Genomic DNA, 15,145 nt, shown 5'->3' on the forward strand with positions numbered 1-15,145 from the left:
ACTCAATCCGACCGTTGCGATCAACCGAAGACGGGAGCCGTGCCGTGACCGACCGCGTCGATAGTCCATCGAGTGCCCTGGATACCATCCGAAAGCTGCTGTCCGGCGAAGCCGCGGGCGGCGTCCTGCTGATCGGCGCGACGCTAGCCGCCTTGGTCTTCTCGAACACCTCTCTCAACGGGCTCTACAGCGCTCTGCTGGACACCATGATTTCGGTGAACGTATCGGAATTCGGCATCGAGAAGCCCCTTCTGCTCTGGATCAACGATGGGTTGATGGCGGTTTTCTTCCTGCTCGTCGGCCTCGAGTTGAAGCGAGAGGTTCTGGAGGGTGAACTCTCCGACCCGCAGCGCGCCACCTTGCCCCTCGTCGCCGCGCTCGGCGGCATCGCCATACCCGCCTTGATCTATGCCGGCCTGAACTACGAGGACCCGGCGGCTCTGCAGGGATGGGCGATCCCGGCGGCAACGGACATCGCCTTCGCGCTGGGCATCCTTGCGCTGCTCGGCAGCCGGGTGCCCGTGGCGCTCAAGGTTTTCCTCCTCGCCGTCGCGATCATCGACGATCTGGCGGCGATCATTATCATCGCGCTGTTCTACACGGATAATCTCTCGACCACCTCGCTCGCCATATCGGCGCTCGGCATCGTGGCCCTGGTGGCCTTGAACCGCAGCGGCGTACTTCGCTTGGCGCCCTACATCCTCGTCGGCGCCTTCGTCTGGGTCTTCCTCCTGAAATCGGGCGTGCACGCGACCTTGGCCGGCGTGGTGACCGCGCTCTTCGTTCCGCATGCCCGACCCTCGGGAAGCAAGGAAACGGTCCTCCTTGCCGCGGAACACGGGCTGAAGCCCTGGGTGATGCTTGGGATCATGCCGCTGTTCGCCTTCGCCAACGCCGGTGTCAATCTCGTTTCGCTCCCGCCGTCCAGCCTGTTCGGACCGGTCTCCCTCGGCATCGCCCTCGGCCTGTTCATCGGCAAGCAGGTGGGCATCCTGGGCTTTGTCTGGATCGCCGTCCGTAGCGGGCTGGCCAACCTGCCGCGGGGCGTTAGCTGGCAGCAGCTGCACGGCGCCGCCCTGCTGGCCGGCATCGGGTTCACCATGAGCCTCTTCATCGGGACGCTCGCCTTCGAAGACCCGGAGTATGCGGCAGCGGTGCGTGTCGGCGTGCTGTCCGGCTCCATCCTGTCCGGTCTTGCCGGCTTCTTGATCCTGCGCCGCTCCCTGGCCGGCGCCGGAGAGAGGAATGCCGGCAGGGCGCGCGCCGAAGTGGCGGACGCGACGGCGACCTGAGGAACCGTTTCGCGCTTCCTCAGGGCGTTAGAGGACGCTGACCGGGTTCGACGGAGAGCTCTTGCGACCCCTTCGAACCCGGGCCCGCCCGGGGCGCCGCGGCGCTATCGAAGAGACTTGCCGACAGAGCCCGGCGCGCCGCCGTCCCACGGCTTACCCTCAAGGCAGGCCGTCCGACGCTCACCCTGAGCGCAGCGCCTTCGGCGTCTCCCCGGTCGCCTCCTTGATCCGGCGGTTCATGTGGGACTGGCTGGAGAAGCCGCTGCGGTAGGCGATTTCGGCCAGGGTTAGGTCGCTGCGACGGATCAGCTCGATCGCCCGCTCGGTGCGCCGCCGCATAAGGTATTGCGCCGGCGCCTCGCCCACCTCGGCCTTGAAGATCCGCGCGAAGTGAAAGGGGCTCATGTCGAGCAGGGCGGAGAGGTCGCTCAGCCGGATCGTCTCCGAGAGCCGCTCGTCGATCGTCTTCAGCACGGGCCGAAGGTCGTCGCGGCTGACCCGATCGTGGAGCTCCCGGAGGCGGGCGGAGATGTCGCGCACCGTGCGCAGGACACCGACGCCGATCAGATAGGCCCGGCTGTCCATCTCCATCGGCCCCGGCGGGTCGCCGCGGTCGCTGGCCCGCTTGACGTAGGTCTCTACGTCGCGGGCCCAGTCTCGGTCGCGCAGGCCAAAAAAATCGGCCGGCTCGGCCACCGCGCTCAGGCCGGCCTCGTCGGCGATCTCGCACAGCAGGCTCTGGCGGAAGTAGAGCTCGGCGTACTCGACGGCGCCGTTCGACCCGTAGACGCCCCGGCTCATGGGGCGCTCCAGCGAGAGGTCGCCGCGCTGGGCGATGCCCCCGTCGCCGGGCGCATCCAGCCGCCGCACCGGCGGCCCGCCCAGATAGTAGGTCAGCACGTAGTGGTCGACAGCCGGCGGGGGCCGGTCCTCGGCGAGGATCCGGCGATAGCGGGCGACCGGCATGTTCCAGCGCCCGTCGAAGCCGCAGAGGTCGGGGCGCTTGGCTCCGCTCTGGTGCCGGAACCGCGCCGTGAGCTGCGGTTCCTGTTCGAAGGCGTGCGCTCCCATGACCTTCCTCGCAAGCGGGCGGCAGCAAGCCGGGACAAAACCGGCCGCAAGCCGGTGCAAGATCGCCCGGCCGGGCCGACCCACATCCCGGTCGTCCGAGTAACGGCCGCCCCCCACCACGGTCAAGCATGGAGGAGAACCGCCCAATGACCAAGCCCGAGCTTCTTTCCCCGACCAACTGCCAGCTGATCTTCATCGACCAGCAGCCGCAGATGGCTTTCGGCGTGCAGTCAATAGACCGCCAGACCCTGAAGAACAACGTGGTCGCCCTGGCCAAGTCCGCCAAGATCTTCGAAATCCCGACCATCATCACCACGGTCGAGACCGACAGCTTCTCCGGCCACACCTTCCCCGAGCTGCTCGAGGTCTTCCCGGATCATCCGCTGCTCGAGCGCACCTCCATGAACTCCTGGGATGACCAGAAGGTGCGGGACGCCCTGGCCGAGAACGGCCAGAAGAAGGTCGTGGTCTCCGGCCTTTGGACCGAGGTCTGCAACAACTCCTTCGCCTTCTCCGCCATGGCCGAGGGCGGCTACGAGATCTACATGGTCGCCGACGCCTCGGGCGGCACCACCCAGGAAGCCCACGACTACGCCATGCAGCGCATGATTCAGGCCGGCGTGGTGCCGGTGACCTGGCAGCAGGTCCTGCTCGAGTGGCAGCGCGACTGGGCCAAGCGCGACACCTACGACGCCGTGATGGATCTGGTGCGGGAGCACTCCGGTGCCTACGGCATGGGCGTCGACTACGCCTACACCATGGTCCACAAGGCGCCGGAGCGTGCCAGGCACGGCGACCGCATCGATCCCGTGGCCGCGCCGATCGCCGCCGAGTAGTTGCCTTAACGCGCCCGGCCGCCCCCTGCGGGACGCGCCGGGCGCTTCTCACCTGGAGATCGAGGGATGACCTTTCCCCGACGCCGCGTCGTCCAGGGGCTCGCCGCCACTTCCGGCCTCGCGGCCCTGTCGCCCAAGCTAGTATGGAGCCAGCTCTTGTCCGAAGCCCCCGACCTGATCCTCAAGCGAGGACGCATAACGACCCTCGACCCGCGCTATCCGGAGGTCCAGGCTCTCGCGATCAAGGACGGCCTGATCACGGCGACCGGCAGCGACGGGGAGGTCATGAGCCTCGCCGGCGGTGCGACCGCGGTGATCGACTTAGCCGGCCGGCGGGTGATCCCAGGCCTCAACGACAGCCACACCCACCTGATCCGCGGCGGGCTGAACTACAACATGGAGCTGCGCTGGGAGAACGTGCCTTCGGTCGCCGACGCGCTCCGGATGCTGAAGGACCAGGCCGCGCGCACCCCGGCGCCCCAGTGGGTCAGGGTGGTCGGCGGCTGGTCGGAGTTCCAGTTCGCCGAGCGCCGCATGCCGACCCTGGACGAGATCAACGCGGTATCGCCCGATACGCCGGTCTTCATCCTGCACCTCTACGGCCGGGCGCTGCTCAACCAGGCGGCGCTCCAGGCGCTCGGCTTCGACCAGAACACGCCGAACCCGCCGGGCGGCGAGATCCAGCGTGATGCCCAGGGACGCCCGACCGGCCTGCTGATTGCCAAGCCCTCCGCCCTGATCCTCTATTCGACCCTGGCGCGCGGCCCCACCCTGCCGCTGGACGACCAGATCAACTCGACCCGGCACTACATGCGGGAGATGAACCGCCTGGGCATCACCTCGGTGATCGACGCCGGCGGCGGCGGCCAGAACTTCCCGGAGGACTACGACGTCATCCAGCGGCTGCACGACGACGGCCAGCTGACCGTGCGGGTCGCCTACAATCTCTTCGCCCAGAAGGCCGGCAGCGAGCTCTCCGACTACGAGCGCTGGGTCGCCATGACCGAGCCGGGCGCGGGATCGGCCATGCTGCGCATGAACGGCGCCGGCGAGAACCTGACCTGGTCGGCGGCCGACTTCGAGAATTTCCTGGAGCCGCGCCCGGATCTGGCGCCAACCATGGAGAGCGAGCTGGAGCCGATCGTCGAGCTGCTGGCGACCAACAAGTGGCCGTTCCGGATCCACGCCACCTACGACGAGTCGATCGACCGCTTCCTCTCGGTGTTCGAGCGGGTCAACGGCCGCCAGCCCTTCGAGACCCGCTTCATCATCGACCACGCCGAGACAATCAGCCCGCGCAACATCGAGCGCATCAAGGCGCTGGGCGGCGGCATCGCGATCCAGCACCGCATGGCCTTCCAGGGCGAGTACTTCGTCGAGCGCTATGGGGCCGAGGCGGCCCAGCTGACGCCGCCGGTCCGCCGCATGCTCGAGTTCGGCGTGCCGGTCGGCGCCGGCACCGACGCGACTCGCGTGGCGAGCTACGACCCCTGGGTCGGGCTTTACTGGATGACCACCGGCAAGACCCTGGGCGGCATGCCGCTCTACGGCGAGTCCAACGTGCTGACGCGCGAGGAGGCGCTCGGCCTCTGGACCGAGGGATCGGCCTGGTTCTCGGGCGAGGCCGACGTCAAGGGCACCCTGGCGCCCGGCCGCTACGCCGACCTCGCGGTGCTCTCGGCCGACTATATGGCCGTGCCGCCGGAGGAGATCCGCCGGATCAACAGCGTCATGACCCTGGTCGGCGGCAAGGTCGTCTACGGCGAGGACGAGTTTGCCGACCTGGCGCCGCCGCTGCCGCCCGCCTCGCCGTCCTGGTCGCCGGTCAACACCGAGGCCAGCCCGGGCCAGCGCGCGGAGGCCCAGGCGCCCCAGTACGCAAGGGCCTGCCACGAGGGCTGCGGCAATCACTGCGGCGTCCACGGCCACGACCACGGCATCGCCTGGGCGACGCCCCTGCCGGTTTCGGACGCCAAGAGCTTCTGGGGCGCGCTGGGCTGCTCCTGCTTCGCGGTGTAGAGCCATGATGACCTCGCGCGGCCGCGCCCTCAGCGCGGCCATCGCCATACTCTGCTGGCTCGCCGCGCCCGCCATGGCCGAGCCCCTCACCTTCGATGGCAGGGTCGAGGCCTACAAGAGGGCCGAGCTGTCGAGCCGGCTGAACGGGGTCGTCGCCGAGATCCTCTTCTCGGGCGGCGAGCGCGTCACCGCCGGGACGCCGATGATCCGGCTCGACGCCGAGGATCTCGAGCTCGCGGTCGCGGCGGCCGAGGCCGAGGTGTCCCGCGCCGAGGCGGCCCACTTCCTGGCGCGGCGCGAGGCGGAGCGGGTGCGGGCGCTCGAGACCCGAGGCGTCGCCACCGAGGCGCGCGCCGACCAGACCGAGGCGGGCCTGAAGCAGACGGCGGCGGAGCTCGAGGCGGCGCGCGTCGCGTTGAAACGCACCCAACTCGACCTGCGCCACGCGACGATCAGGGCGCCGGTCGACGGCTTCGCCGGCCGCCCCCTGACGGCGCTCGGCGCCTTCGTCGAGGCCGAGGCCGGCCCGCCTCTGGGCGAGATCATCCAGATCGACCCGGCGCTGATCGCCTACCGGGTGCCCTACGCGGTCCGCCTGGAGACCCTGGAGAGAACCGGCGCCGAGACGATCGAGGCGCTGTTCCAGAACATAAAGCTGACGGTCCTGCTGCCCGGCGGACGGGTTTACCCCCACGACGCCAAGCCGGACTTCGCCTCGGCCAGCATCGACGAAAGGGACGGCAGCCTGACCGTCTGGACCAGCGTTCCCAACCCGAACGCCATCCTGCGCCCGGGCATGGCGGTCACGGTGCTCTCCGATATCGCGGCGCCCAAGGACGCCTCGCAATGAGCGCGCCGGGGGCGGCGGCGGCCGAATCGCCCTCGGCGATGGCGCCCTTCCGGCACCGCGCCTTCGCCCTGCTGTGGGTCGCCACGGTCGCATCGAACGTCGGGACCTGGATGCACGATGTCGGCGCCGGCTGGCTGATGACCGAGCTGTCGCCCTCGCCGCTGATCGTGGCCGCCGTGCAGGCGGCGACCACCCTGCCGATCTTCCTCTTCGCGCTGCTCGCCGGGGCGGTCGCGGACATCGTCGACCGGCGCCGCCTGCTGATCTGGGTGAACGCCGGGATGGCGGCGGCGGCGGCCCTGCTGACTGCCCTGGTGGCGCTCGAGCTGGTCACGCCGCTCCTGCTGCTCGCCTTCACCTTCCTGCTCGGCACCGGCGCGGCCTTCATGGCGCCGGCCTGGCAGGCCATAGTGCCCAGCCTGGTGCCGCGCGGCGAGCTGACGGCGGCGATCTCGCTGAACTCCATGGGCATCAACGTCAGCCGGGCGATCGGGCCGGCGCTGGCCGGCTTCCTGATCGTCGGGGCGGGCCTGGCCGCGCCCTTCCTGGTCAACGCGCTCTCCTTCCTCGGCATCATCGCGGCGCTCTGGTGGTGGCGGCCCGCACCGAACACGACAAGCGGATTGCCCGCCGAGCAGGTTTTCGCGGCGATCCGCGGCGGCCTGCGCTATGCGCTGAACAGCCCGCCGCTCAAGGCGACGCTGCTGCGCGCCGCGGCCTTCTTCGTCTTTGCGAGCGCCTTCTGGGCCATGCTGCCGCTGATCGCCCGGACGGTCCTGGCCGGCGGCCCGACCCTCTACGGCACGCTGCTGGCGGCAGTCGGCGCGGGCGCGGTCGGCGGCGCCTTCCTGCTGCCTGCGGTCAAGGGGCGCCTGGGGCCGGACCGGACGGTGTCGGCGGGGACGCTCGGCACCGCCGGCGTCCTGATCATCCTCGCGGTCCTGCCGGACCCGGTCGTCGCGGTCTTCGCCGCCGCGCTGGCGGGGCTCTCCTGGATCGCCGTCCTGTCGAGCCTGAACGTCTCGGCGCAGACGGCGCTGCCCGACTGGGTCCGAGCCCGCGGCCTCTCGATTTTCCTCACCGTCTTCTTCGGCAGCATGTCCGCGGGCAGCCTGCTCTGGGGCCAGGTGGCCGCGATCTGGGGAATCCCGGTGGCGCTGCTCGCCGCCGCCGCCGGCGCCGTGGCGCTGATTCCGCTCACCTGGCGGGCCCGCCTCGGGCAGGGGGAGAAGCTCGACCATGCGCCCTCGATGCACTGGCCCGAACCTGTGCTGGCGGGGGAGGGGCCGGCCGACGGCCCGGTCATGATCCAGATCGAGTACCGCGTCGGAGAAGTGCACGAGGCGGCCTTCCGCGATCTCATGTCGGAGCTGGCCCGAAGCCGGCGGCGGGGCGGCGGCTTCCGCTGGAGCCTGATGCAGGACGCCGCCGAGCCCGAGCGCTTCGTGGAGACCTGGTGGGAGCCCTCTTGGCTCGATCACAAGCGGCACCACACACGGGTGACGGAAGAGGACCGGGCGCTCCAGGAGCGCATTGGTGAACTGCTGAAGCCGGACCACAAGCCGATCGTCGGCCACTTCGTGACCTGACCTGACTGTGTGCTGAAAAAGTGCTCAGCCGGCACCATCACCCTTCGACAAGCTCAGGGTGAGGGGTGAATTTTTTCAAGCACTGACCCTCATCCGCGCGCAGCGCCGGGCTTCGCCCCTTGTCGAAGGATGACCGTGATCAAAGGCCCCAGGCCTTCCAAAAAGCCTGCCGGACCGGTCGACGGAAGAGAAAAGCGGGTCAGGCGGTGCGCCAGTAGCCCGAGAGCAGCCGCTCCTTGCGGCCCTCGGCGTCGCCCTCGCTTAGGACCGCCTTGCCGATGCCCGAGATGTTGCTCTGGTGCATGCGGTAGTTGAACAGCGGCTCGGGGACGTAGTGGCCGATCCAGCCGCGGTCGGCGATCTTTGTCCACTTGTGGTGCTTGGTGTGGACCCTGATCGACTCGTCGAAGGGCGCGGCCTGGTGCAGCGCGCGGCTCAGGGTCAGGGCGCACTCGGGTATGTAGCTGTGGGTCTTGAGCAGCGCGCGCGACCAGTCCGCCGACTTGCCCCGCCCGATCACCGCGCCGGCCTCGTCCACCAGGTGGGAGTCGGAATAGGCGAAGCCGACCGCGGGGTTCTCGCGCCGCGCGGCCAGGAGGCGTTCCTTCAGGCGCGCGATCGCATCGACCGGCAGGAAATCGTCGGCGTCCAGGATCATCGCGAGCGGCGTGACCAGGCGTTCCACCGCCAGGTTCAGGCTGGCCAGCTTGCCGAGGTTCTGTTCGTTGCGCAGGAAGTCGCGCTGGGCGAAGCGCCGGCCGCAGGTCGAGAGGAAGTCCACCACGACGGTGCGCGAGTCGTCGGTGCTGCCGTCGTCGACAATGATCAGGCCGTGCGGCGGCTCGCTCTGCTTGGCCAGGCTCTCGAGGCCCTGGCCCAGAAAGCGGCCGTAGTTGTAGTTGCAGATGATGACCGAAACCGCGTTGTCCGGATCGCCGGGCATCTGAGGACTTTCCCTGAGCCGTCGCAGGCAGGCGGAGGCTAGTCGGGAATGCTTTATGCCTTGTTAAGAAATGGACCTCAGGGCCTGCAGGCGCCCTTGGAGCCCTGGCCGCAGGTCATGCCGTCGGTCCACACCGTGCCCCAGAGGTCGGCGCCGGCGAGGTCCGCGCCGGTCAGGTCGGCGCCCATCAGCACCGCCCCGGTCAGGTCGGCCTCGCGCAGGTCCGCGCCGCGCAGGTCGCTGCGCACCAGCTTGGCGGCGATCAGCCGGGCCCGGCTGAGATCGACCTGGCGGAGATCGGCCCCGTTCAGGACCGTTTCGACCAGGTTCGCGCCGTCGAGGCGGGCGCCTGACAGGGTCGCGCCGCTTAGGTCGGCGCGGTTCAGATAGGCGCCGCGGCTCAGGTCCGCCCCGGTCAGATTGGCCAGGCGCAGGCTGACCCGGCTGAGGTCGGCGCCCTGCAGGTCGCAGCGGGTCAGGTCGGCGCCGTGGAAGTTCACCTTGCGCAGCACGGCGCGGGCCAGGGTCGCGTCGGCCAGGCGCCCTCCGCTCAGGTCGGTCTCCAGCAGGTAGGCGCCGGTCAGGTCGGCACCGGCGAGGTTGGCGCCCCTGAGGTCGCTGCGCGCAAGGTTCACGCCGGCCTTGTCGCATCCGCTCCAGTCGACCCCCGGTCCCGGCGGGTCGCTGCAGCCGGCGGTCGCCGGCGGCGGGAGCGCCGCGGCGGTCAGGGCCGCGGTCAGGAAGAGCGCGAGGTGTCTCGGTTTCATGGCTGCCTCCCTTGGGCGGGGGCCGGGGCGCCACTGCGTCCCGACATGGCCGCCGGGATCCTTTAATTTTCAGATTGTACCCTATTTATAACTGTTGTGGGCGCCGCCGTTCCAAGGGGCCGCAAGGGGGATCCTGGGTTGAATCAGCTGATCAAGAAGCTCTGGGGGGGCGAGGTTCCCCTGGGCGAGGCCTTTTGGAGCTATGCGGTTTCCTACGGCCTGCTGCTCAACGTGGTTACCAGCTTCTGCTTCACGCTGCTGCTGATCAGGGAGGCGCCCCTGGTCTGGCTGATCGTCTCCTTCTGCGCCCCGCTGCCCTACAACATCCTGGCCGTGGTCGCCGTTTGGCGGAGCGCCGACCGCTATGCCGGCGCGCGCCACCGGGCCGAACTTGCGCGGGTCGGCACGGTCTTCTGGATGCTGTTCCTGACCGCCGCCTGAACTTCTTTCTTGCCCGGCTCGCGCCCAGAGCCTGGAAGACGGCGGGAGGCCGCCGCTATCCAATTGCCAGCCGCCGGAACTGGAGCTAGGCTCGATTCCAACATTCAGAAAAAGGGTTCGCCGCGGGAGAAACGCTGCCCCGCCGCCCGGTGCGCGGCCGGTGGAGGCAAGAACCTGAGAACAGGGAGTAACAACTGTGAAACGACCGAAACTGACCGGATTCCTATTTGGCCTCGTGGCCGTGATCGGCCTGGCCTTGGCCCAGCCGGCCGGCGCCAAGGGCGGCGGCACCATGGTGATGCTGGTGCAGCCGGAACCGCCGAGTCTGGCCTCTTATCTTTCGACTTCGGGCCCGATCGGCATGGTGACCTCCAAGGTCTTCGACGGCCTGCTGGAGTACGACCTCGACCTGCAGCCGCAGCCCGGCTTGGCCGAGTCCTGGACCCTGTCCGACGACGGCCTGACCCTGACCTTCAAGCTCAGGCAGGGCGTGGTGTTCCATGACGGCAAGCCGCTGACCGCCGAGGACGTGAGGTTCTCGATCGAGGACGCCGCCAAGGTGACCCACCCGCGCGGCCCCAACACCTTCAAGTCGGTCACCGCGATCGAGACGCCGGACGACCATACGGTCGTGCTTAAGCTCGAGAAGCCGGCGCCCTACATGATCATGGCCTTTTCCAGCTATGAGACGCCGATCCTGCCGAAGCACATCTACGGCACGGGCGACCTCAGGGCCCACCCGAACGCCAACAAGCCGATCGGCTCTGGCCCCTTCAAGTTCGTCGAGTGGCGCAAGGGCACCTTGATCCGTCTCGACAAGAACGAGAACTACTGGAAGGAAGGCCAGCCCTATCTGGACCGGATCGTCGCCCGCTTCATCCCGGACGCCTCGACCCGGACCGCCGCCCTCGAGAAGGGCGAGGCCCACTTCGCGGCCATGGGCGCGGTGCCCTTCAACGACGCCAAGAAGCTGGCGGCAAACGCGGATCTGATGGTTACGACCAAGGGCCACGAGATGATCTCGCCGGTGGCGGAGATCCTGCTCAACACCCGTCGCGCGCCGCTCAACGACGCCAACGTGCGGCGGGCCATCGCCTATGCCATCGACCGGCAGTTTCTGATCGACAACATCTGGTTCGGCTACGGCAAGCCCGCGACCGGCCCGATGAGCTCCAACTTCGAGCCCGGCGGGCTCTACACCAGCGACGTCAAGACCTACCAGGTCGAGAACGGCGTCGAGATCGCCAACAAGATCCTCGACGAGGCCGGCTACAAGAAGGGCGCCGACGGCTTCCGCTTCGAGCTGATGCACGACAGCCTGCCCTATGGCCAGGAGTGGACCCGCCTCGGCGAGTACATCGCCCAGGCGCTCGGCAAGATCGGCATCAAGGTGACGATCCGGCAGGAGGACGTCGCCCGCTGGCTCAAGCGGACCTACACCGACAACGACTTCGATACGACGGGCAACTACCTCTACAACCTGTCGGATCCGGTGGTCGGCGTGCACCGCGCGGTGGTCTCCGAAGCGATCGTCAAGGGCCGGGTCTTCTCCAACGGCTCCGGCTGGTCGGACCCCAGGGTCGACGACCTCCTGGCCAAGGCGACGGTCGAGGCCGATCCCAAGAAGCGCAGCGGGTTCTACGCCGAGGCGCTGAAGATTGTTGCCGAAGAGCAGCCGATCGTCTGGACCCACGAGATGAACTTCCCGACGGTGATCAACAATAAGTTCAAGGACGTCATCGTCAGCCCGCTCGGGGTCTACTCGAACTTCGACCGGGTTCACACCGAATAAGAAGAAGGCTAGGCGAATGAAGCGCTTGGCGGCGGCCTTCAGCGGGCCGCCGCCAATGCCTTTCGCCTCCCGTTCCTCCTAAGCCGCGGCGGACCATGCAAGGCAGCAGGCTTCTCCGGTACATCGCCAGGCGCATCTTTCAGGCCGTCCCGGTCATCATCGGGGTGGTGATCCTCTGTTTCCTGATGCTGCAGCTCGCGCCGGGCGACCTGGCGACCGTGCTGGCCGGGGAGTCCGGCGGCGCCTCCGAGGAATACATCGCCGAGCTGCGCAAGCGCTTCGGCCTCGACCAGCCGCTGCTGGTGCAGCTCTGGCTCTACATCAAGAGCGTCGCGGTCTTCGACCTGGGCTTTTCCTTCCGCCACGGCATGGACGTCACCGACCTGCTGCTGGAGCGGCTCTGGCCGACTCTGATCCTCATGGGCGCGACGCTCTTCATGTCTCTGGGGTTCGGCGTGCTGGCCGGACTCTTCGCGGCGCTCTGGGTGCGCACCTGGCGCGACCACGTCATTTCCGTCGCGGCCATCATCGCCTATGCGACGCCGCTCTTCTGGGTCGGTCTGATGCTGATCCTGGTGTTCTCGATCTGGCTCGACTGGTTCCCCACCTCGGGCATGGAGGACGTGGTCCAGTTCTACGAGGGTTGGGACCGGGTGGTCGATATCGCCCACCATCTCGTGCTGCCCTCGATCACCCTTTCGCTCTTCTATCTCGCGCTCTATGCCCGCTTGATGCGCGCGACCATGCTCGAGCAGCGCGGCCTGGACTATGTCACGACGGCCCGGGCCAAGGGCCTGACCGAGCGGCAGATCACCTTTCGTCACGTGCTGCGCAATGCCCTGCTGCCGGTCGTCACCGTCGCCGGCGTCCAGACGGGCGGCCTGCTCGGCGGCTCGGTCGTGGTCGAGAGCGTTTTCGCCTGGCCGGGACTGGGCCAGCTCGCCTTCGACGCCCTCTTCTCGCGCGACTACAACCTGCTGCTCGGGATCTTCTTCCTCTCGGCCTGCCTTGTGGTCTTCGTCAATCTCGTGGTCGACATCATCTACGTCTTCCTCGACCCGCGGATCCGGATCGAGTCATGAAGACCTTCTGGCAGCGCTTCCTGACCAACCCGCGGGTCCTGCTCGGCCTGATCTGGCTCGGTTTCGTCACCCTGATCGCCATCCTGGCGCCGCTGATCTCGCCGGAAGATCCTTTCTCCATCGTCGGTCAGCCTTTCCTGCCGCCCTTCGGCGAATACCTTTTCGGTACCGACTCCCTGGGCCGTTCCATGCTGGCCGGCCTGGTCCACGGCTCGCGCACCTCGCTCCTGATCGCCATCATCGCGACCTTGAGCGCGGTCGTCGTCGGCGCCCTGGTCGGCGCGCTGGCCGGCTACTACGGCAAGCTGGTCGACGACGGCCTGATGCGCATGACCGAGTTCTTCCAGACCATTCCTTCCTTCATCTTCGCCATTGTGCTGGTCGCCATCCTGACCCCTTCGGCAGCCAGCCTGATCATCGCCATCGCCGTGGTGTCCTGGCCGCCGATCGCCCGCGTCGTGCGCGGCGAGGTGCTCTCCGTGAAGTCGCGCGAGTTCGTGCAGGCCGCCGTGGTCGCCGGCCAGAACGATAGCGGCATCCTCTTCAAGCAGGTCATTCCCAACACGCTCTCGCCGCTGATCGTGACCGGCTCGCTGCTGGTCGCGACCGCGATCCTCACCGAGTCCGCGCTCGCCTTCCTCGGCCTCGGCGCGCCCAATCTGATGAGCTGGGGCTTCATGGTCGGGGCCGGACGCTCCTTCCTGCGCGACGCCTGGTGGCTGGTGACCATTCCCGGCGTGGCGATCCTGATCACGGTGCTCTGCATCAACCTGGTGGGAGAGGGCCTCAACGACGCCCTGAACCCGAGGCTGCGCGACCTATGACCGGCTCCGTCATCTCGATCGACGACCTCACGGTCGCGCTGCCGAGCTGGTCCGACCGGCCCCACGCAGTCGAGCAGGTCTCGCTCCAGATCCGGCCGAACGAGATCCTCTGCGTCGTCGGCGAGTCCGGCTCGGGCAAGTCGGTCATGTCCAAGGCGATCCTGCGCCTCCTGCCCGAGCCCCACGTCCGTGTGACCGGCGGGAAGATCATCTTCGAAAACCGCAATCTGCTCGATCTCGGCGACGAGGAGATGCGCGACCTGCGCGGCGGCCGCATCTCCATGATCTTCCAGGAGCCAATGACCGCGCTCAATCCGCTGATGCAGGTCGGCCGGCAGATCGACGAGATCTTCGAGGTGCACACGGAGCTCAAGCCCGCCGAGCGCCGCGAACGGGTGATCGCGCTGTTCGATGACGTTCGCCTGCCCGAACCGGCGCGGCTCCTCAACAGCTATCCCCACGAGCTTTCCGGCGGCCAGCGCCAGCGGGTCATGATCGCCATGGCCTTGGCTCTCGAACCCGCACTCATCATCGCCGACGAGCCGACCACGGCGCTCGACGTCACCACCCAGGCGCAGATCCTTTCCTTGATGAAGCGCCTGCAGCGCGAGCACGGCACCTCGATCCTCTTCATCACCCACGACTTCGGCGTGGTCGCCGAGATCGCCGACCGGGTTGCCGTCATGCGCCACGGCAAGCTGGTCGAGGAGGGGACGGCGGAACAGGTCCTGAGCCACCCCCAGGCCGACTACACCAAGGCCTTGATTGCCGCGGTGCCGAGCCTGGTCCCGCGCGACCAGGACGGTGTCGAGGAAGAGGACAAACCTGTCCTCGTCGTGCGCAACTTGGAAAAGACCTATGGGGGCCGCACTGGGCTCTTCGGTCAGCGCGGGCGGACGGTGCGCGCTGTGGCCGACGTCAGCCTGGAGGTGGAGAGTGGCGCGTCCCTAGCGGTTGTGGGCGAGTCCGGCTCCGGCAAGTCTACCCTGGCGCGCTGCATCATCGGCCTGGAGACGCCGGAGAGCGGCGAGATCCTGCTCAACGGGGCCAATATCGCGCGCCTTTCCCGCACGGCTTTGCGGCCATACCGCAAGGTCGTGCAGATGGTCTTCCAGGACCCCTTCGCCTCGCTCAACCCGCGCCACAAAGTGGGCGATATCATTGCCCTGGGTCCGACGATCCAGGGCACGCCGAAAGAGAAGGCGTGGGAAGACGCCCGCGAGCTTCTGCGCCGGGTCGGCCTGGAGCCTGCGGCCGCCGACCGCTATCCCCATGAGTTCTCCGGCGGCCAGCGCCAGCGCATCGGCATCGCCCGGGCGCTCGCCATCCGGCCCCGGCTGATCATCGCCGACGAGCCGGTCTCGGCGCTCGACGTCTCGGTGCAGAAGCAGGTGCTCGACCTGCTCGACGAGCTGCGTCGGGAGCTGTCGCTCTCCATGCTCTTCATCACCCATGACCTGCGCGTCGCGGCCCACGTCTGCGAGCAAATCGTGGTCATGCGCAGCGGCGAACTGGTGGAACGGGGCACCACCGCCGAGATCTTCGCCAATCCCCAGCACGACTACACCAGGGCGCTGCTCGACTCGGTGCCCGGCAAAGCCTGGCGGCACTGACAGTACTCTTCTAGGGGAGAGGGTAA

General features: G+C 68.2%; 13 protein-coding genes. 10 read left to right on the forward strand and 3 right to left on the reverse strand.

Annotated features, from left to right (window positions below):
* The first annotated feature begins 77 nt into the window (after positions 1 to 77).
* On the forward strand, positions 78 to 1,292 hold the full coding sequence (nhaA, locus tag QNJ67_03310) for a Na+/H+ antiporter NhaA (protein MDJ0607977.1): 1,215 nt from the start codon (positions 78 to 80) through the stop codon (positions 1,290 to 1,292).
* 180 nt (positions 1,293 to 1,472) lie between these two features.
* Here the strand turns inward: nhaA and QNJ67_03315 are convergent, their stop codons facing one another.
* The gene (locus QNJ67_03315; GenBank protein MDJ0607978.1) at positions 1,473 to 2,363 is read right to left on the reverse strand and encodes a helix-turn-helix transcriptional regulator; all 891 of its coding nucleotides are present in this window, start codon (positions 2,361 to 2,363) and stop codon (positions 1,473 to 1,475) included.
* Positions 2,364 to 2,509: 146 nt separating this feature from the next.
* Between QNJ67_03315 and QNJ67_03320 the strand changes: the two genes are divergently transcribed.
* The 4 genes from QNJ67_03320 to QNJ67_03335 all read left to right on the forward strand — a co-directional run bounded on the left by QNJ67_03320 (position 2,510) and on the right by QNJ67_03335 (position 7,657).
* Positions 2,510 to 3,199: a hydrolase gene (locus tag QNJ67_03320; protein ID MDJ0607979.1), complete on the forward strand. Its 690-nt coding sequence runs from the start codon at positions 2,510 to 2,512 to the stop codon at positions 3,197 to 3,199.
* Positions 3,200 to 3,265: 66 nt separating this feature from the next.
* Complete coding sequence (locus tag QNJ67_03325; GenBank protein MDJ0607980.1) at positions 3,266 to 5,218, forward strand: amidohydrolase; 1,953 nt, start codon at positions 3,266 to 3,268, stop codon at positions 5,216 to 5,218.
* A gap of 4 nt (positions 5,219 to 5,222) precedes the next feature.
* Positions 5,223 to 6,068 carry an efflux RND transporter periplasmic adaptor subunit gene (locus QNJ67_03330; GenBank protein ID MDJ0607981.1) on the forward strand — a complete coding sequence of 282 codons (846 nt, stop codon included), beginning with the start codon at positions 5,223 to 5,225 and terminating at the stop codon, positions 6,066 to 6,068.
* On the forward strand, positions 6,065 to 7,657 hold the full coding sequence (locus tag QNJ67_03335; protein ID MDJ0607982.1) for an MFS transporter: 1,593 nt from the start codon (positions 6,065 to 6,067) through the stop codon (positions 7,655 to 7,657). The genes QNJ67_03330 and QNJ67_03335 overlap by 4 nt, the downstream gene beginning before the upstream one ends.
* A 199-nt stretch (positions 7,658 to 7,856) precedes the next feature.
* On the opposite strand, the gene QNJ67_03340 is transcribed toward QNJ67_03335, so the two are convergent.
* Both QNJ67_03340 and QNJ67_03345 read right to left on the reverse strand, forming a co-directional pair.
* Positions 7,857 to 8,600 (reverse strand): glycosyltransferase family A protein, encoded by a 744-nt coding sequence (locus tag QNJ67_03340; protein MDJ0607983.1) that lies wholly within the window; start codon positions 8,598 to 8,600, stop codon positions 7,857 to 7,859.
* A gap of 77 nt (positions 8,601 to 8,677) precedes the next feature.
* Positions 8,678 to 9,367 carry a pentapeptide repeat-containing protein gene (locus QNJ67_03345; protein ID MDJ0607984.1) on the reverse strand — a complete coding sequence of 230 codons (690 nt, stop codon included), beginning with the start codon at positions 9,365 to 9,367 and terminating at the stop codon, positions 8,678 to 8,680.
* 138 nt (positions 9,368 to 9,505) lie between these two features.
* On the opposite strand from QNJ67_03345, the gene QNJ67_03350 reads away from it, so the two are divergent.
* From QNJ67_03350 to QNJ67_03370, 5 genes are all read left to right on the forward strand, one after another.
* Positions 9,506 to 9,808, forward strand: a complete 303-nt coding sequence (locus QNJ67_03350; GenBank protein MDJ0607985.1) for a hypothetical protein — start codon at positions 9,506 to 9,508, stop codon at positions 9,806 to 9,808.
* 196 nt (positions 9,809 to 10,004) lie between these two features.
* Positions 10,005 to 11,600, forward strand: coding sequence for an ABC transporter substrate-binding protein (locus QNJ67_03355; protein MDJ0607986.1), 1,596 nt, complete (start codon positions 10,005 to 10,007; stop codon positions 11,598 to 11,600).
* 95 nt (positions 11,601 to 11,695) lie between these two features.
* Positions 11,696 to 12,682 carry an ABC transporter permease gene (locus QNJ67_03360; GenBank protein ID MDJ0607987.1) on the forward strand — a complete coding sequence of 329 codons (987 nt, stop codon included), beginning with the start codon at positions 11,696 to 11,698 and terminating at the stop codon, positions 12,680 to 12,682.
* Positions 12,679 to 13,506 carry an ABC transporter permease gene (locus QNJ67_03365; GenBank protein ID MDJ0607988.1) on the forward strand — a complete coding sequence of 276 codons (828 nt, stop codon included), beginning with the start codon at positions 12,679 to 12,681 and terminating at the stop codon, positions 13,504 to 13,506. Before QNJ67_03360 ends, QNJ67_03365 begins: the two co-directional genes overlap by 4 nt.
* Complete coding sequence (locus QNJ67_03370; GenBank protein ID MDJ0607989.1) at positions 13,503 to 15,119, forward strand: ABC transporter ATP-binding protein; 1,617 nt, start codon at positions 13,503 to 13,505, stop codon at positions 15,117 to 15,119. Before QNJ67_03365 ends, QNJ67_03370 begins: the two co-directional genes overlap by 4 nt.
* The last annotated feature ends 26 nt before the right edge of the window (positions 15,120 to 15,145 follow it).

This window comes from Kiloniellales bacterium (genome assembly GCA_030064845.1).
GTDB lineage: Bacteria > Pseudomonadota > Alphaproteobacteria > Kiloniellales > JAKSDN01 > JASJEC01.